General features: G+C 48.0%; 12 protein-coding genes. 11 read left to right on the top strand and 1 reads right to left on the bottom strand.

The window, feature by feature from the left end; translation table 11 throughout:
• The first annotated feature begins 144 nt into the window (after positions 1 to 144).
• The 6 genes from G8759_RS11555 to G8759_RS11530 all read left to right on the top strand — a co-directional run bounded on the left by G8759_RS11555 (position 145) and on the right by G8759_RS11530 (position 11,090).
• Complete coding sequence (locus G8759_RS11555; protein ID WP_167208072.1) at positions 145 to 657, top strand: ribosome maturation factor RimP; 513 nt, start codon at positions 145 to 147, stop codon at positions 655 to 657.
• Between the two features lie 80 nt (positions 658 to 737).
• Positions 738 to 1,982 carry a transcription termination factor NusA gene (nusA, locus tag G8759_RS11550; protein WP_162386367.1) on the top strand — a complete coding sequence of 415 codons (1,245 nt, stop codon included), beginning with the start codon at positions 738 to 740 and terminating at the stop codon, positions 1,980 to 1,982.
• Between the two features lie 164 nt (positions 1,983 to 2,146).
• The gene (gene infB / locus G8759_RS11545; RefSeq protein WP_167208070.1) at positions 2,147 to 5,611 is read left to right on the top strand and encodes a translation initiation factor IF-2; all 3,465 of its coding nucleotides are present in this window, start codon (positions 2,147 to 2,149) and stop codon (positions 5,609 to 5,611) included.
• A gap of 149 nt (positions 5,612 to 5,760) precedes the next feature.
• A complete protein-coding gene (locus tag G8759_RS11540) occupies positions 5,761 to 6,465 on the top strand; it encodes a metallophosphoesterase (RefSeq protein ID WP_167208068.1) in 705 nt (234 codons plus the stop codon).
• 88 nt (positions 6,466 to 6,553) lie between these two features.
• A complete protein-coding gene (locus G8759_RS11535) occupies positions 6,554 to 8,641 on the top strand; it encodes a BatA domain-containing protein (protein ID WP_167208066.1) in 2,088 nt (695 codons plus the stop codon).
• A 475-nt stretch (positions 8,642 to 9,116) separates the two neighbouring features.
• Positions 9,117 to 11,090 carry a HAMP domain-containing sensor histidine kinase gene (locus G8759_RS11530; protein ID WP_167208064.1) on the top strand — a complete coding sequence of 658 codons (1,974 nt, stop codon included), beginning with the start codon at positions 9,117 to 9,119 and terminating at the stop codon, positions 11,088 to 11,090.
• 28 nt (positions 11,091 to 11,118) lie between these two features.
• Here the strand turns inward: G8759_RS11530 and G8759_RS11525 are convergent, their stop codons facing one another.
• Positions 11,119 to 12,879, bottom strand: a complete 1,761-nt coding sequence (locus G8759_RS11525; RefSeq protein WP_167208062.1) for a tetratricopeptide repeat protein — start codon at positions 12,877 to 12,879, stop codon at positions 11,119 to 11,121.
• A gap of 441 nt (positions 12,880 to 13,320) precedes the next feature.
• Here G8759_RS11525 and G8759_RS11520 point away from each other — a divergent pair, with 441 nt between their 5' ends.
• From G8759_RS11520 to G8759_RS11500, 5 genes are all read left to right on the top strand, one after another.
• Positions 13,321 to 14,106, top strand: coding sequence for a response regulator (locus G8759_RS11520; protein WP_167208060.1), 786 nt, complete (start codon positions 13,321 to 13,323; stop codon positions 14,104 to 14,106).
• A 334-nt stretch (positions 14,107 to 14,440) separates the two neighbouring features.
• Positions 14,441 to 15,268, top strand: a complete 828-nt coding sequence (locus G8759_RS11515; RefSeq protein ID WP_167208058.1) for a type 1 glutamine amidotransferase domain-containing protein — start codon at positions 14,441 to 14,443, stop codon at positions 15,266 to 15,268.
• Positions 15,258 to 16,967: a thiamine pyrophosphate-binding protein gene (locus G8759_RS36540; RefSeq protein WP_167208055.1), complete on the top strand. Its 1,710-nt coding sequence runs from the start codon at positions 15,258 to 15,260 to the stop codon at positions 16,965 to 16,967. The genes G8759_RS11515 and G8759_RS36540 overlap by 11 nt, the downstream gene beginning before the upstream one ends.
• Before the next feature lie 151 nt (positions 16,968 to 17,118).
• Positions 17,119 to 18,636, top strand: a complete 1,518-nt coding sequence (locus G8759_RS11505) for a GMC family oxidoreductase (RefSeq protein WP_167208053.1) — start codon at positions 17,119 to 17,121, stop codon at positions 18,634 to 18,636.
• Positions 18,637 to 18,711: 75 nt separating this feature from the next.
• A complete protein-coding gene (locus G8759_RS11500; protein ID WP_167208051.1) occupies positions 18,712 to 19,587 on the top strand; it encodes an ester cyclase in 876 nt (291 codons plus the stop codon).
• Positions 19,588 to 19,620: the final 33 nt, after the last annotated feature.

The following is a 19,620-nucleotide window of genomic DNA, read 5'->3' as shown; positions in this document are numbered from 1 at the left end:
TAGGCATTAGCCACGCAAACCCGCTATACACTACAGCAAGCGAGGTTGCAAAACACTAAAGTATGTCGTATATTTGTGACATAATTACCGTATGGCGTTAGTAAAGAAAGGGAGTCGGACTCCCTTTTTTGTTAGCCCTACCTTATGGACGATAAAGCACGCATAACCGAACTACTGCAACCATATCTGAACGATGGCCAGTTTTACATTGTTGATGTTCAGGTAGTTGGTCGACAAGGTGGCCGAATCAAAGTCACAATTTTAGTAGACAGCGATGCCGGTATTACCATTGACGAATGTGCAGATATCAGCCGTCGTCTTGGTTTGCAGATGGATGAGTCAAATTTCTTTGGCGAATCTGCCTTTACACTTGAAGTTTCTTCGCCCGGTGTAGATTATCCGCTGCTGTTTCCGCGTCAATATGTTCGTAACTTAGGCCGAAATCTACTTGTTACGCTGACGAATGGAACTGTATACAAAGGTCAATTGGAGTCTATAGACGACACCTCCATTGTGTTGGTAATTGAGCCAGAGAAAAAGTCGAAGAGTAAAAAGAAAAAAGAAGTGAGTTTGTCTATTGAAGCTCCAGCGGTTGGCCCTACGCCAATTCCATTTGAGCAGATTAAGAAAGCTAATGTAGAAGTATCATTTAAATAGTGGGCAGCAGGCAGTTGCCAGTAAGCATTCGCTTCTACTGAACAACTGCTGTCTGTGAACTGTAAACTGCTAACTTGAAAATGACCAGTGGATTATTAATCGAATCGTTTGCCGATTTCGCACGGTCGAAAAATATTGACCGGCCTACAATGATCGCTATTCTGGAAGAAGTCTTCCGGACGATGATTCGTAAAAAATACGGTACTGACGAAAATTTCGACGTAATTATTAACGCCGAAAGTGGCGACCTGGAAATGTGGCGAACACGCGAAATCGTGGACGACAACTCCGAAGACATTTGGGATTACGACAAAATACCACTCACCGAAGCCCGTAAAATTCAGGATGACTTCGAAGTGGGTGAACAGGTTGCTGAAGAAGTAAAGCTCGAAGACTTTGGTCGTCGGGTTGTACAAACGGCGCGCCAAACACTGATTCAGAAGATAAAGGACATGGAGAAAGAGCTCCTTTATCAGAAATATAAAGATCAGGTTGGCGACCTGATCGGCGCTGAAGTGTATCAGCTCCTAAAACACGAAATCATACTGGTTGACTCGGAGAACAATGAACTGAGCCTGCCCCGTACGGAGCAAATCCCGAAAGATCGCTACCGGAAAGGTGAAGCTGTAAAAGCAGTTGTGAGCCGTGTTGACATGCTGAATGGTACACCCAAGATCGTGTTATCACGCACATCGCCTGTTTTTCTGGAACGCCTGTTCGAAATTGAAGTGCCCGAAATTTACGATGGCCTGATTTCGATTCGGAAAATCGTTCGGGAGCCTGGTGAGCGGGCCAAAGTAGCTGTAGAATCATACGACGACCGCATCGACCCCGTTGGTGCCTGTGTCGGTATGAAAGGGTCACGTATACACGGCATTGTACGGGAATTAGGGAATGAAAATATCGACGTCATTAACTATACCGAAAACCTCGAACTATTAATCAGTCGGGCATTGAGTCCGGCCAAAATCAGTTCGATGCAGATCGACCGCGAGGCAAAGCGTGTATCGGTCTTTCTGAAACCCGATCAGGTTTCCCTGGCAATCGGAAAGGGCGGTCAGAACATTAAACTGGCTGGCCGGTTAGTAGACATGGAAATTGATGTCTTCCGCGATAACGAAGGCCACGAAGATGATGAAGACGTTGACCTGATGGAGTTCTCGGATGAGATCGACGAATGGATGATCGACGAACTTCGCAAAGTTGGTCTCGACACAGCAAAGAGTGTTCTGGCCCTTAACAAAGAAGAACTTGTTCGCCGTACGGATCTGGAAGAAGACACCGTGGAGGAGATTCTGAATATTCTGAAACAGGAATTTGAATAAAATTGATGGGGAATGAATAATAGAAAATGGGAAATGATCGACTAATCTGCATCCTCCATTCTACATTATTCATTCTACATTTAAAAAGACGGGATTTTTATTGCAGTAACTGTTGTTCATACCATATCAACAACCATTAAATTTGCCGAATATAGACCGAACGTATGGCAGAAGATAAGTCAATGCGCCTAAGCCAAGTGGCAAAAATTCTCAACAAAGGGCTTTCCTCTGTTGCGAATAGTCTGTCTGCCAAAGGGTTTAAGGTTGAAATTAATCCTAACACCAAAATCAACATGGAACAGTTGGAGGTGTTAGCGAAGGAGTATAAATCAACGGAACTCCTGAACGGAGCTCGCCGGGCCGAACCGTCGGTTGCGGTCGCCGAGCCACCGCGTCGTCGGGAGGAAGATGTCATTTTGTACCGTCGTGATGACGCAGGCCGTCCCATTGTGGACGCGAAGGCGGACGCCCCTAAAACAGACGTCCCTCGGGTAGATGCGCCTAAACCAGCGCCAACCGAGTCAAAACCAGCCCCAGAAACCGTTTCAACCGGTTTACCAGGGTTAAAAGTGATCGGCAAAATTGATCTTAACGCAAAACCAACTCCGCCACCTGTTCCGGTAGCGAAAGCACCGGTTCCGCAGGAAGCGAAGCCAGTAGAAACACCTCGTGCAGAGCCAGTTAAGGCAGAGACTCCAAAGCCTGTAACTCCTCAGCCGGTAGCTGTTCAGCCTCCGGTACAGGCAGAAGTTCCGAAGCCAGCTCAGCCAACAGAGGCTAAACCTGCCGTTACACAACCCACAGTAGCTCCGGCTCCTGTCGAAGTACCTAAGGTAGAAACCCCACAGCCAATAATAGCTCAGCCTAAAATCGAACCAGTACAGACTGCTCCCGTTCAGCCAAAACCTGAACCGGTGCAGCCACAGCCATCAGCTCGTACAGAAGCGCCACGTGTGGAGCCGCCTAAACCAGCTGAACCCGTAAGCCAGCCAGCTCACAAAGCTGAACAGCCCCAGCCCCGTCAGCAGGATCGCGAGAAACCCATAAGCAATCAGCCAAAAGCGAATGTCCCTCAAGCGACACCGCCAGCCGCTACCAATGATGTCGATGAGCCAACCGCTAAAACCGAAACGATTCGGGCAGCTGGTAGCCATCAACTTGGCGGTCTGAAAATTCTTGGTAAAATCGAACTGCCGGTCAACAATCCGCGTCAGGGAGGAAACAGCAATGCTGACAAGAAAAAACGGAAGCGAATTCGCGGTGGTCGCGAAGGAGCCGTCGGTGGTACCAACCAACCTAATCAGGGCGGTAACCAGCCACAAGGGCAGGGCAATACCAATAACCCTCGCAACGACCGTGGCCCACGTGAGGGTCAGGGCGATCGCGGACCAGCCAACCGGGTAGCAGGCGACCGTAATCAGGGCGGCCAACAACGGGATGGTAATCGTCCACAAGGCGACCGTAATCAGGGAGGTGGTCAGCGCGATGCCAATCGTCCGGCTAATCCAGCAGCAGGCAATGGTCAGCCACAGGGTCAGGGGAATAACCAGAACCAGGCCAACCGGGGAGGTCAAAACAATGCCAATGCAAACACCAACAACCGGACCGGTGGCGGTGGAGGTAATACCAACAATAATAACAATCGCTCAGGTGGCAATAATGCCAACCGGGGTGGTAGTAATACCAACAACCGTGACCGGGGTGGTAATCGCCGGGAAGCGCCAACTCAGGCTGACGTACGGAAGTCCATTCAGCAGACCAACGCCAGAATGCAGGGCAATACGCCCAACCGGGGTGCTGATCGCCGACGGGATCGTCGTGCCGACCGCGCCGAACGGGACCGTCTGGCCAGCGAACAGGAGGAACTGGAAGCAAAAATCCTGAAAGTAACCGAATTCGTATCGGCTAACGATCTGGCTTCACTGATGGATGTATCGATCAACGAAGTTATCTCGGTTTGTTTGAACCTGGGTATGTTCGTTTCAATCAACCAGCGACTGGATGCCGAAGCAATCACGGTCATTGCCGATGAATTTGGTTACGACGTACAGTTTGTATCGGCTGAAGATGAAACAGAAGCGGGTATCGATGTTGGTGAAGATGAGCCAGATGAATTACAGCCACGGGCTCCGATCGTAACGATCATGGGTCACGTTGACCACGGTAAAACATCCTTGCTTGACTATATCCGTCGGGCAAAAGTGGCAGCCGGTGAAGCCGGTGGAATTACGCAGCACATTGGTGCCTATAGCGTGAAAACCAGCGACGACCGTATGATCACATTCCTCGATACACCGGGTCACGAAGCCTTTACGGCGATGCGGGCTCGGGGTGCGAAGGTCACAGACGTCGTTATCATTGTTATTGCTGCTGACGATAGTGTCATGCCGCAAACCCGTGAGGCTATCAACCATGCCCAGGTAGCTGGTGTTCCAATCGTGTTTGCCTTTTCGAAGGTAGATAAACCAGGAGCCGATACCGAAAAAATACGATCAGAACTGGCCTCGATGAACCTTCTCGTTGAAGAATGGGGTGGTAAATACCAGGCACAGGAAATCTCATCGAAGTCGGGGATGGGGGTTGACGAATTGCTTGAGAAAGTTTTGCTTGAAGCCGAACTGCTCGAATTAAAAGCCAATCCAGATCGTCGTGCGTTAGGTACAGTTATCGAAGCATCACTGGATAAAGGGCGAGGCTATGTTTCGACCGTACTGGTTGAAAATGGAACGCTTCATCAGGGAGACATCATGCTGGTTGGTGCGCACTACGGTCGCATCCGGGCGATGACTAACGACCGGGGAGAACGGATTAAAGAAGCAGGACCATCAACACCGGTTCAGATTCTTGGTCTTCCAGGCGCTCCACAGGCAGGTGATAAATTCAACGTGATGGAAACGGACCGTGAGGCCCGCGAAATTGCAAACAAACGGGAGCAACTCCTCCGTGAACAGACACTCCGCACACGCAAGCACATTACGCTTGAAGAAATTGGCCGCCGGAAAGCGATTGGTACCTTCAAAGAGCTCAATGTGATTGTGAAGGGTGACGTGGATGGTTCAGTTGAAGCCTTGTCGGATTCGCTGCTACAGCTCTCAACGGAAGAAGTTCAGGTGAACATTATTCACAAGGCTGTCGGTCAGATTTCCGAATCGGATGTCCTGCTGGCATCTGCATCGGATGCGGTTATCGTTGGTTTCCAGGTACGCCCATCATCGAGCGCACGGCGACTGGCAGAACAGGAGCAGATCGAAATTCGACTTTATTCGATTATCTACGATGCGATCAACGAAGTAAAAGACGCAATGGAAGGCCTGTTGGCACCAACTGTTGAAGAAGTTATCGTTGGCAATATCGAGGTACGCGATGTGTTCAAGATCAGCAAAATTGGTACGGTGGCGGGTTGCTACGTAACAGAAGGCAACATCAAGCGGAACAACAAAATCCGTATTATCCGCGACTTTATCGTCATTCATACTGGCGAAATCAGTGCACTGAAACGGTTCAAAGACGATGTCAATGAAGTGAAGTTTGGCTACGAATGTGGCTTGAGCATCAAAAACTTCAATGATATCGAAGTTGGTGACGTTATCGAAAGCTTCGAACTAAAAGAAGTGAAGCGGACGCTGTAAACTGGTTAACCTCAGTTCATAAGTTTGCCCCAACCGGATAACCGGTTGGGGCTTTTTTTTGTTGTAATACAAACTTATCCACGACTCGCCCTGCGGCAACTTTCACATTCTGAACTGGATGGTTTTATCAGGCGGAGAAAACAGACAGCATGACGATCCTAACCATCAGTGATCTGCACGGGCGATCCGTTTGGCGGGAAGCAGACCTCAACACCTATGATCAGGTTATTTTTCTGGGCGATTATACCGACAGTTACATCTTCGATGATGAGACAATTTATAACAACCTGAGCGCTATCATTGAGTTAAAACATCGGGAACCCAACCGGTTTGTGCTCCTGATTGGCAACCACGATGCACAGTATCTGCATTATCCACAATATCGGTGTTCTGGCTTTCGGAGCTGGGCTCAACCCGAATTAAGTGTGTTATTTGATAAACATCGGGATTTGTTTCAAGTGGCCTATCAGCATGGTTCTTATTTATTTAGCCATGCGGGTGTAACAAATCAATGGTTGGCACGACTATTGGCGAAAACTAGGCAGGAAGAGACAACGATCAGTCCTGATAAAAACCTTGCCGACTTGATTAATAATAGCCACAAGCAACCTTTACCAATACAAAGCGTCCTTTTTGAGGTTAGTGCAAGGCGGGGCGGTTACGATGCGTTCAGTGGCCCTGTCTGGGCCGACCAATCTGAATCAAGCCTTGACTATTTACTCAATTTTCATCAGGTCGTAGGCCATACTCCAGTTGATAAATTCACGACAATCGGTACTAAAAGCAGTTCGATAACCTATACAGACGTATTACAAACAAGAACAGCATTTTATGAAATCATAATCCCTGATTAACTTGGGCTTGCAGAAACCAAAGTCCTGAGTTGGGTCGTTAATAAAATGACCTACGTTTGCAGCAATAATTTCGTCGAAAACACCCTGAATGAATTTTCTATATCCGTCCTTCCTCTTCGGCCTGCTGGCTGTATCGGTACCAATTGCGATTCACCTCTTTAATTTCCGGCGGACACGACGGGTGTTTTTCACCAATGTAGCCCTGCTCCGTACTGTTCAGACCGAAACTAAGTCGTTCAGGCGGTTGAAACACTGGCTTATTCTGGCGGCTCGCTGCCTGTTTCTGATTTGTCTGGTCCTGGCATTTGCCCAGCCGTTTATTCCCAGTAAAAATAAACTGGGGTTATCGCGGCAGGGTGTTACCAGCCTGTATCTGGACAATTCGTTCAGTATGCAGAATGAGCGTAATACCAAACGCTATCTTGACATCGCTACCGGTCGATTGGATGAACTATTGACGCTCTTTCGAAACGCCACTTCCCTACAACTCCTTACGAACGACTTTTCGGCGGCTGAACAACAGACCGGAACTGCCGAATCGATTCGCGACCGCGTCACCTCAATACATTTCGCGCATACGCCACGAGCCCTTGAAACGGTTTACCGGCGGCAGCGGAACCTGCTATCGAGTTTAAATCCGGGAGGGCGTAATCAGTTATTCTGGTTTTCTGATTTCCAGAAAAGCACTGTCGGCGATTTATCGCGGCTACAGATCGATACGACTGACCGGTTGTTTGTTGTGCCTTTAGAGGCTCAGGCTACTAAAAATGTCTATGTCGATTCGGTCTGGCTGAGTACGCCGTTTATCCGCGAAATGCAGAATAATAGCCTGAATGTAAAACTAAATAACGGAGGACGCGAGAATGTAAAAAATCTTCCGGTACGGCTTTATCTGGATGACACGCAGACGTCGACGGCTTCGGCTACCCTGCAGCCGGGCGGATCGGCAACGATATCGCTCAACTTCAATGTGACGAAAAAAGGATATCATAGGGGCCGGATCGTGTTCGAGGATTTTCCTATTACGTTCGATAACCAGTATTTCTTTGTTATTGAAGCCTCCCCCGCTGTTCGTGTTCTGCATTTGTTCGAGCAGAAATCCAGCTCTCCGGGTCGTTCTACTGATTATGTTGATGCCGTTTATTCGAATGATAGTTTATTTGTCCGGCGAAGTTTCAATGCGCAGAATTTCGATGTCGGTCAACTGAAAGAAACGGATCTGGTGATCCTGGAAGGTGTTGCTCAGGTGAATGGCACCCTTCGAACTGAACTGGAGCGGTTTGTTCAACAGGGCGGCAGTCTGACGATTATACCGCCCACGAATCCCGATATGGCTACTTACGGGCCATTTCTAAACACCTTAGGACTAGGTAATGTGCAAAGTACAGCTGGCACGCCGGGTAGCAGTCCCTCTCCCCTACCCGTTGCTGATCCTGATCGCCGGAATCCATTCTTCCGGGATGTGTTCCAGCAGAGCTATCAGTCAGAGCCTCTCAATATGCCGAGTGCGGCTCCTGTCTGGCGATGGAACGCGGGCGAAAGACTTCTGAGCACACGAGATGGCAGTCCATTGCTTACTCAGTCGAAGGCAGGTCAGGGAAGCGTATACCTGATCGCTAATCCCTTAGCGAGCGCCTACGGTAACTTAGCCGAACATGCCCTTTTTGTTCCGGTAATGTACAAAATGGCAGCGCTTAGTGTCCGGGCACAACGAACGGCCTACTCCTTCGATGATAACCTGATCACGATTCCGGTCACAAACCCATCAGAACGGGCAGTTTATAAACTGAAGCACGGCAAACTGGAAATTATCCCCGTACAGCGCACCATCGGTAACCAGCTCCTGCTCGAAATGCCCAAGAGTAATGAATTGAGCGCTGGTCAGGAAATCGAATCCGGGTATTATGAACTGCAGCTTGATGGAAAAACCGAGCGTTTGTTAGCGTTCAATCATGGCAACAAAGAATCGGTCATGGATTTTTATTCGGCCGATGAATTACGCCGGGCGTTTGCTAACCAGCCCAACGTTGAAGTTTTCGACAGTATTCAGGATGGTGATTTTGTGCAGGTTCTGGAACAGGAAAATTTAGGGCGTAGTCTCTGGAAATATTTCCTGCTGGCCGCACTCGCCTTTCTGTTGTTTGAAATTGGGCTGGTGCGATTCATGAAGGGCTAAATCCATAGTCATTTACTTTTCCGGCCTTATGCATCTCGCCGATGGCTGTCTATCTGCTCAGATAGACAGCCATCGGCGAGACTTTTTATTAAACCTGTCCTTTTACTCAATATACGTCATCGGTAGTTTCTAATTACCCTAAGTTTGCAACCAGATTCTTCGCGAACGCAGCGGTTTCGCTAACGCTCAGACGCTTATCATTTTGGCAGCGGCAACGAAAGTCATGCCCAAAACCATGTCGTTTACTCCATGTCTCTCGTAGTTCGCGGCAAATACACGCTATCCTTTAGCCAATTTATTAGTTTCAAATGTACTATTGATGTATTCGCCATGCCCTAGTAAACTTCATGCCTATTCATATAAAAGGCTCTTTTTCTGTGTTTTAGCTATTAGTGATAATGGCTCCGGCTATTATTACTAGATGATCAATAAGCAGCATCGACATACATCTGTAGCCCATACACTACTTAGCAAAATGGATCTGATTTTACTGCATACGCATTCAGTAATGGCTTACATACTTGTCCTGGTGTCGAGTAGTATGTACGTATACCTCGTCAATCTCAAGGTCGAGGCTCCTGGTAAGCAATGGTTTAAAATCTTCTATTTCAGCCAGATCGTCTGGCAAACCGGCGATATGATACGGTACAGTATTCATCCCGCTTATGTTGGTTCACTGCTCTATCAACTTCAGATCATACTCATGTTTGTGCCCGCTTTGGGCCTTGTTGAAATTGCCTACATTCAATTCCTCTACCGCTTTGTTAAGCCCGCTTTTGAACGCGAACGAAAGATCGTCTTTTACGTAATGATCGCTTATGTTGTTGGGTTGATTGCGTTTAACAGCTGGAATGAATTCTATAACCAGAGCCATTTGCTCCTGATGCAATCGTCTATGTTTGTCTATGGCTTACTAACAAACCTATGGGCCATTTATCTGGGGTGGCGAAAAGGGCGGCTATTCGCCAAACAGGGCAATGAACGGGCAGCAAAAGGGAATTCGTACATGGCAATTGTCAATTTATGCTTTGTAATACCCTGCATTGTTGCGGTTATTTACGGGATTTATAGCACGGTTGGTTTCTGGACGTTTTTCATCCTGATCTGGTTGGGAAATCTGGCTCAGATTGTCGTTTCGATTACCTATGCTGCAGTGCCGACCAGCTTTCAAATCAAATTAGTAGGCTTTACCTTCGTCATGATAGCCACTGTGCTGCTGATCGTGACACTGGTATTTTATCCACCCTTATACCCTACGGATTACGGCCCTCGTATGGCTCAGCAGGACGGCATCGTTAAACTACTGGCCATCATTACCTTATCTACAGCTGGTCTGATTTTAATTCTCCCCCGAATTCTCCGCGTTACCCTCACCCGTCCGTTACAGCAATTACTGGAAGGTGTTCAGCAGGTTAATTCGGGCAATCTGACAACCGTTGTTCCCGTTGGTTTACCCGACGAAATCGGCGATCTAACGCAGAATTTCAACTGGATGACTCAATCCCTTAAAAAAGCGAATGATGAGTTGACAATGTACACAGAACAACTGGAGGAACAGATTGTAGAACGAACAGCCGAGATAACCCAGCAAAAGAGCGAACTGGAAATTCAGCGGGATTCTCTGGAGAAAACCCTACTCGAACTGAAGGAGACTCAGGTGCAGCTTATTCAGAAAGAGAAAATGGCTTCGCTGGGAGAATTGACTGCTGGAATCGCTCACGAAATCCAGAATCCGCTGAACTTCGTCAATAATTTCTCGAAGATCAGCATTGAACTCCTGGAGGAACTTAAAGAAGAAATTACGGCCGACCATAAAACGGATGCCACTGATCTCGCTGATGATCTTATTCAAAACGTGCAGCGTATTTCAAATCACGGACAGCGCGCCGATAGCATTGTCAAGGGAATGTTGCAGTTGTCGCACAGCAGTACCAGCACCGGCAAAAAGCAGCCTACTAATCTGAATGACCTGGTATCGGAGTATTTACAACTGGCTTACAAGGACATAGTGTCCAAAAATAAAAACTTTAACGCAGAATTGTCGGTACAATTAGACGCTGCTATTGAGCACGTGAAAGTAGTACCGCAGGATATCGGCCGGGTACTGCTTAATGTTTTCAATAATGCCTTTTATGCTGTCAATGAAAAACAGAAACAGCTCAACACCGATTATAAACCGACAATTGTGTTGAGTACCCAAACTGATCCAGGGAGTCAAATGGTCGTTGTTTGCATTCGCGACAATGGAACGGGTATCCCGGAGACCATACTCGACAAAATTTATCAGCCCTTTTTTACAACAAAACCAACGGGCCAGGGAAGTACCGGCCTGGGGTTATCGTTGAGCTATAACATTGTTACACAAGGCCATGCAGGTATTATGACAACGGCCTCTGAATTCGGTCAATACACCGAAGTGACTATTCGACTCCCCGTTAGCGCAGAATAAACCCAAAAATTTGGCCAACTGAGTGATTTTAAGCATTTAAGCGGCTCTGCGGAATGATCAGTCGGAACAGTGTTCCATTATGTTTTATCACCTCAAACATACCGTTCAACTGTTGACTGAGCAGTGTGACCAAATGCTTACCGAACGTATTCCGCTTCCCGGTCTGTTGCCAGTCAGCCATGTCTATGCCGGGTCCGTTATCCTGAACTTCGAGAATAATATCCGAATCCGATAACCTGTTGACAGTGCCTAACCAGATGTGCAATAAAGGCCGTTGGCCGCACTCATAAGCGTACTTTAACGAATTGGTAATCAACTCGTTGGCAATTAATCCTAGCGGCATGGCAATGTCTACATCCAGTTCTTCAACATCGATTGTAAGCTGGAGATCAAAATCATCGACCTGATAACCATACGCTTTCAACAGGCTTTCGGCCAGGTCGGTCAGGTAGTCTGCCATTTCGATAGTAGTTGTCTGGTCGGTCTGATACAACCGCTGATGGATAAGGGCCATAGCCTCTACCCGCTGCTGACCTACCCGCATGGTCTGGATAACGTCGTCATCGTCGAGGCTAGCCGTCTGTAAGTACAGCAAACTTGATACGATTGCCAGATTATTTTTTGCCCTATGATGAATCTCCCGCATCATCAGCGTTAACTGCTCAGACTGATGCTGGATTTTCTGACGGTTCCGACGGACACGTTCATACAGATTATATAAAGTCCCCAGCAATATCGCTAAAAGTATCAGTCCTCCCACAGCAGCCCAAATTTGCCGATTCTTCTCGGCATTGGATTCAGCCAGCTTCTGTATTTCGGCTTCCTTCTGCCGGGTTTGGTAGCGGGTTTCCAGCTCAGCCACCTGCCGATTTTTTTCAGCACTAACAATACTATCATGGCTAACCATCTGTAGGCGATAATACTGAAAAGCCTGCTGGTAATTTCCCCGTTTCTCCCAAAGATGGCTCAGGTGCCCATTGATCTCCTCCAGAAATGTATGTTTCTCTCCACCAACCTGATTCACCCAGGCCAAAGCCAATCGGCAGCAAGTCTCCGCTTCATCGAGTTTGTTTTGAGGAATCAGCGCATAGGGCAAACTGATGTACGCATAACCAATTAGAAAATCGCTCTTCTGGCGCTTTCCATAGGCCAGAACATCCTTGAACGCCTGCTCCGAACGACCGTATTGGCCCATATTTTTGTACAGTAAACCAATATTATACAGCGCCTGGTAATAAGAAACCGAGTCTTTAGTTGACTCATAATAAGCCAATACTTTTTTTCGAAGCGTTAGTGCCTGCTGGTACCGCTTAGCCTTTGATTCATAGATAGCCAGCCCTTCATAGCCTTGCATTACCAGATCAGTGTATTGATATTTCTCGGCTAAGGCCAGACTCTGTTTAATATAGTTTAAGGCTTGTTTGAAATCCTGTAATCGATCATAACAGGCGCTGACAAATCGCAGCGTTCGGGCATACTGCTTCGTGTTACCACTCTCCTGAAATGCCTGCAATGCCTGCTGATACCAGGCAATTGCCTGTCCGTAATCGCCCGTTTGTTCATGCCAGAAACCCATACCCCGATTCCCCATTGCAATCGCATTCCGATCGCCCTTTGCCTGCGCCAAAGCCAGTGCCTGCTGAAAAGCCTGCTTAGACATGACGTACTGTCCTGCAAAAATTAATGAATCGCCAACCTCTCGTAAGGCCCACATCTTTACCGAATCTGGTGCATTGGCCAGCGAGTCAGGTAACAAAGTAGTCTGAGCAAACGAAGTATTTAGGATCAAAAGGTAAATTATTAATGAAAAGTAAAGTTTATTCATCGTTTTTAGTTACATCAGTAAGAGAGATCCCCTTACTGATATTCGTTTTACAACTACTTCAAAAGTATATGATTTTCCATTTATATTTGTTGGGATATGGAATGGTCCCTTTGGTGATCGTTTTCCTTAAATGACCGTTTATTCCCTGTTTATTCTTCTGCGTATTTTAACAATGCATTTGTTTATTGAGTCATTGTTTTTGTATTAAATAAATACTTTTTTTTATTAACATAGTTAGTAGATGTCATTGTTATTACCGCTTAGTTAATAAAGTCCAAATAATAAAGGAATCGCGGAAAAAATAGTGATTTTATCAGCTTTAACTCGGTATTTCGTGTTAGCTTGATGCATTTGGCCAGGAAACTGTGATAACCTTATCAATCTGTAAATAAGAGTCGATAAATCATGACCACCATCCCTGTTAAACCTGTTTCTATTCTAATCGTTGAAGACGAAGCGATACTAGCACTAGAGCTTTGTGTTAAACTCGAAGCTGAAGGGTATAACATTGCTGGCACGGCTACAACTGGTCGGCAAGCCCTTGCTCTGCATAAAGAACAAAGCGCCGATATTGTAATCTGCGACATTAATCTGCGGGGCGACTGGAGTGGCATTGAAACTGCCCGACAACTATCCGCCCTGAATCCAATACCCATTATTTATCTCTCAGCATTAACCGACCGCGCAACCCTCGAACAAGCCAAATTAACAAAGCCTGCGGCCTACCTGACGAAGCCCGTTACGACCGACAGTTTGCGGATTGCCATTGAAATTGCGTTAAGTAACTTTGCCTACGTAACAGCCAGTAATGCACCCGTCATTCATGAGCCAATGTCAATGCCAATGGCAGCCCGCGAAGGCGAGACGATTTTACAGGTTGGCGACTATATATTTATCAAGCAGAACTACCAATTTGTGCGTTTACACAAAGGTGAGGTACTTTATATCGAAGCAGAAGACAAATACACAACGGTTGTGACACCAACCAGAAAGTTCGTTTTACGGCTTTCACTGGCCGTTTTATTGCAGCGGCTGGCCGACATGACCCTGATTCGGGTACACCGCTCGTTTGCGGTTAATCTCTCTCATGTGGAGTCATTCAGCGACTACGAAGTGCAGGTTCCGGGCCAGACTGTACCGCTCGGAAGAGTATACAAAGAAGAGTTTTTACACCATTTTCGTTTCCGCTAAAAAACCGCTTTCTTATTCACGCCCAAAAGCGTGTCGTTTACTCCATGTCTCTCGTTGTTCACGGCAAATATCTGTTTTGGAGATTTTAAACTGATAGTTTTGATCAGTAATCCAAGACAGAGCCATCACCTAAATTCCCTTCCTCTTTTTATGAAACAAGTTAACTTCCCAATTTTTTGTAGGTCCTCATCCTACTTCTAGCACACATCAGCTAGTACGCTTCATTTTTTCTTACACACAGCCAGAGGACTACTCAAGTCCTCACTCGCCCGGCGAGTGTTGTCGGTTATTCTACGCACTTATCTCTCTTTTTTTACTATAACTACTCTGTTACATGTCTAAGAAAGTTCTGGCTATCCTATCAGAATACGGATACTGGGGAATTGAACTGGTGGGTCCATTAACAAAACTCGAAGAAGCTGGGTACACCGTCGAGTTTATGACCCCCAAGGGAAAGAAAGCAGAGGCTTTACCGCCTAGTTATGACACAACGTATGTAGATCCACCGTTAGGAACTTGTGTTACGACCCCGCTAGCCGCTGAAATGGTAACAGCATTTGAGGCTACGAATCGTTTAGAGACACGTCGTAACATGTCGGAGGTAGTGCCAGAACGTCCTTATTTCTCGGTCCCCGACTTCCTGCGCACCTTTGAAAAATACTTTAGCGACCTGAAAACCGTTCAGGAAGAGCTAACAACAGAATATGCCGCCTTACTCCTCGTTGGCGGTAGTGGACCGATCATCGATATGGTTAACAACCAGCGGGTTCACGACATTATTCTGGCTTTCTACAAGAAGAATATGCCGATCGGAGCTATCTGCTACGGTGTGGCTCCATTAATTTTCGCCCGTGATTTCAACGAACGGAAATCGATCATCAAAGGAAAGCACGTTACAGGCCACTGCATCGAGTACGATTACCACGACAACACCGGATTCCTGCACACAGACCTGAACATGGGGCCACCGCCATATACGCTGGAATATATTCTGAGCGATGCCGTTGGACCAGAAGGCCAGTATCATGGCAATTTTGGGAAAGAAACATCCGTCATTGTCGACTATCCATTCATAACTGCCCGCTCATTGCAATGTGCGTTTGAGTTTGGCGATCAGTTCGTTAACGTTCTCGATAATGGATTGAAGCGATATGGCTGGTAAGACTGGGAATCAGAAGATTATCGAACAGTTTCTGGCCGATGGGATGAACCACATGTTCGGAAATCCCGGTACGGTTGAACAGGGATTCCTGGACGCCGTTGCTGACTATCCGGACATGAAATACATCCTGACGCTTCAGGAGAGTGTGGCTGTTATGATGGCCGATGGATACGCTCGCACAACCCAGAAACCAACGCTGGTACAACTACACAGTTCGCCAGGGATCGGTAATGCTGTTGGCGCCCTTTATCAGGCCAAACGAGGCCACGCACCACTGGTCGTGATTGGAGCCGATGCCGGTTTGCAGTATATGAACATGGACGCCCAGATGGCCAACGACCTCGTGGCTATGATGGCCCCTGTGACCAAATATTCGACACTGGTACTCAGCCCGAAATCGCTTTTGCGCACAATACGCCGAGCCATTAAGATTGCCTCTACGCCCCCAATGGGTCCAGTGTATGTCTGTTTACCAATGGATGTACTGGATGCAGTCAACGACGAGCCTGTTGTACCAACCAGTTTCCCGTCAACACGGGTAGCTCCTACTCCCGAGCAAATCGATGAGGCAGCCAACATGTTGTTAGCAGCCGAAAAACCAGTCATTTTTGCCGGCGATGGCGTTGCCTATTCGGGCGCGAACGATGATCTGGTCCGAGTGGCTGAGCTACTGGGAGCCGACGTGTATGGAGTCGATTTCGGTGATGTATTTATCGATACGACCCATCCGCTCTATCAGGGTACGACAGGGCACATGTTTGGTGAGTACAGTCACCCCATGACCAGTAAGGGCGATGCCAACCTGATTGTTGGTACGTATATGGTTCCGGAAGTATTTCCGAGACTGGAAGACATCTACCAGCCCGACGCGAAAGTCATTCATTTTGACCTGAATGCGTACGAAATAGCCAAGAACCACCACGTCGACTTAGGCGTTGTCAGCGATCCTAAACTGTCATTGCAGGCACTTGCGAAAGCCATAGAAAGTAAGCAGAGTGACTCACAGAGGTCCGCTGCCGATAGTCGATTAAAGGCCGCTCGTGACGCTAAAAAACCAGCTCCAATCGCTGAGCCGGTAACTGTAGCTGCTGAATCGGCAGAAGCCAAACCGCTCAAAATGGCACAGTTTGCCGAGGTGCTTGCGCAAAAAGTACCCGACGATGTGGTTATTTTCGACGAAGCGCTGACAAATTCTCCTCCTGTTCAACAGGCGATACCACCCCGTAAACCAGGTTCGTATTTTACGACCCGAGGTGGTTCGTTAGGCGTTGGATTTCCGGGAGCAATCGGGGTTAAATTGGCCCATCCGGATAAAACGGTGATTGGCTTCTCAGGCGACGGCGGTAGTATGTACACGATTCAGGCCTTATGGTCGGCGGTACGACACAATACCGGGGCTAAGTTTGTAGTCTGCAATAATGGTTCTTACAAACTGCTGCAACTGAACATTGATGTATACTGGCAGGAACGCAGTATTGCCAGCCGTGAACATCCGCTCTCATTCGATCTTTCGTATCCGCCAATCCGGTTCGACATTCTGGCCCAATCAATGGGTGTCGATGCCGTTCGGGTTGAACGCGCGGAAGAAATCGGCCCCGCCATCGACCGAATGCTGGCCGATGATAAACCATTCCTGATTGACCTGGTGCTGGAAGGCAACCATCATAGCGATTGGGTAAAGACAAATTGCTCGCAATAAAGTAAGCAGCAGGCAGTTGGCAGTGCACAGTCTTCAGTAAGCAGTAGGCATTTTCGATCTGGAAAATGAACACTAGTTACGTACTGACGATTGCTTCCTGCAAACTGCCTGCTGAAGACTCTAATATCCTACCTCTTTTTTAACCGTACTCATGAATTCACACTGTCACTACGCCATTATTGGAGCGGGTGCATCTGGGAGTGTTATCGCCAATCGGCTCAGCGCAAACCCTGATTGTCAGGTTGTGTTGCTGGAAGCTGGTGAGTGGGATAAAGGTCCTAATGTGGCAGATCCGGGAGGCTTTGTCCAACTATGGGGATCACCCATTGACTGGGCAATCCCAACGACGCCACAGGAGGGTTTAGCTGGTCGCGAACTGACTATTAATCAAGGCAAAGTCGTGGGCGGCAGTACGTCAATCAACGCCATGATGTACGTTCGCGGAAATCCGGCCAATTACAACCAGTGGAAGGCACTGGGAGCCGACGGCTGGAGTTACGACGATGTGTTGCCCTACTTCAAAAAGATCGAATCCTACGAAGGTGGACCATCTGCGTACCATAATACCGATGGCGAACTATCTGTACGGGACTGTCCGGATGACGTAATGCGTTCACCTGAATTTCTGGAAGGTGCCGTTGAACTTGGATATGATGGGCCAAATTGGGATTACAACGGTGCCCGGCAGGAAAATGGTGCCGGGTTGTTGCAGTTCCACATCACTCCCGATGGTCATCGTGCCAGTGGCGCAACAGCCTTTCTTCAACCCGTACTGGACCGCCCGAATCTGACCCTGATTACCGGGGCTCAGGTAAGCCGCATCCTGATTCGCGAAGGCCGGGCCGTTGGTGTTGAATATCTGTTAAATGGCGAAAAGCACCAGCTTCTGGCAGAAAAAGAAGTCATTCTCAGCGCAGGGGCGCTCAACTCGCCCAAGATTCTGCTGCTATCAGGCATTGGCCCAACCGACCATCTGCATGAATTTGGCATTCCGGTCCATGTAAACTTACCTGGTGTTGGGCAAAACCTTCAGGATCACGTTCAGTTACCCGTTATTTTTCGGGCGAAAATCGACCGGCCGCATACAACACTGTTAACGGGCAATGTGCTTTTTGTCAAGACAAATGATGAAGCACCTGCGCCCGATCTGCAACTGAATTTCACGCCTAGCATTCCTGCTCCTCTGGCTCCGTTTCTACCCGACTTTGGCGGTAACGTTTGTATTTTTCTGCCCATTCTGGTACAACCCAAAAGTGTAGGTACGGTTAAACTTCGTTCGGCCGATCCACTCGATAAGCCAGTCATAAACCCCAACTATCTGCAGGAAGAAGCTGATGTTGAGGTATTTAGAAAGGCGTTGGACATTATCAGAAAGCTGAGTGAGACCGAAGCGTTTTCGTCACTTAATGGCGGGGAACTGGCTCCGGGACCCGGCGATCCTGATGGCTTTATTCGTACGCAAAGTTCTACCCTCTGGCATCCAGCCGGAACCTGTAAGATTGGTACCGATGCGCTGGCCGTAGTCGATTCTAAATTGCGGGTTCATGGCATCTCTGGCCTTCGTGTGGCCGATGCTTCGGTGATGCCCGTAGTGACGAGTGGCAATACCGTTGCAGCCTGCTTCATGATTGGCGAGAAAGTCGCCGATATGATCCTGTCTGATGCCTAGCGTTTCATTCGTTACGGCATCCGTCAACTAAGTACTGTAGACCAAAACCATTAACCAATAATCTCCCCCCTTCCAATGGCACAAGGAAATTCAAACAAAGCCCTCTCACGACGCTATTTTCACGAAATCATGAATCAGGCCAATAAGGAAACGGCCTATGAGATTCTGTCCCCCGATTTCGTCTTTACGTTACCGACACACCCTGAGCCGTTTCATGGCCCCGATGGCTTTCTTGGCCTGATCGAGATGCTACATGGAGCGTTTCCGGACTTTTACATCGATCCCCAGGATATGGTAGCCGATGGCGACTGGGTTGCAACACGCTGGCTGGGTGGTGGTACGCATACCGGCGGACCATTGCTGACGGTGAAAGGCAACGTTGAAGCAACGGGTAACTTTTTCCAGATCGATGGCATGACCTGGCATACCATTAAAGACGGTAAGATTGTCGAATCGATCGGTCACGAGGATACGCTCGGCCTGATGCTGCAACTCGGTGTTCTGCCTCCTCAGGAGGGTGCTCCTGCCCCAACTACGCCAGCGGAAAATGAAGCGCTCGTTGCCCGCTATTTTGGCGATATCATGAGCGAGGGTAAACTGGAAGTAATCGAAGAAATTCTCGATCCCTTGTTTGCCTTCATCATCCCAACGCAACCGGAGCCAATCAGTGGTTACGATGCATTCCGGGGCTTTGTTCTTTACCTCCGCAACGCCTTCCCCGACATTAAATTCACTGTACTTCGCCAAATGGCCGAGGGCAATAAGGTGGCCAGCCGCTGGCAGATCGAAGGGACGCACCAGGGTGAGTTTTTGGGCGCTCCGGCTACGGGCAACCACATCAAAGACTTCGGTATCGACATTTTCACGATTCGCCACGGCAAAATTGTATCGGTACATGTCAACGAAAACGATTTTGGATTGATGCAGCAGTTGGGTGTTATTCCAGCTTAAAAGTTGACTGTAGGCAGTGAGCAGTCTTCAGTA

The sequence above is a fragment of the Spirosoma aureum genome (genome assembly GCF_011604685.1).
Lineage (GTDB): Bacteria > Bacteroidota > Bacteroidia > Cytophagales > Spirosomataceae > Spirosoma > Spirosoma aureum.
The sequence above is the reverse complement of the archived record's forward strand: the minus strand, read 5'-3'. Positions and strand labels throughout refer to the sequence as shown.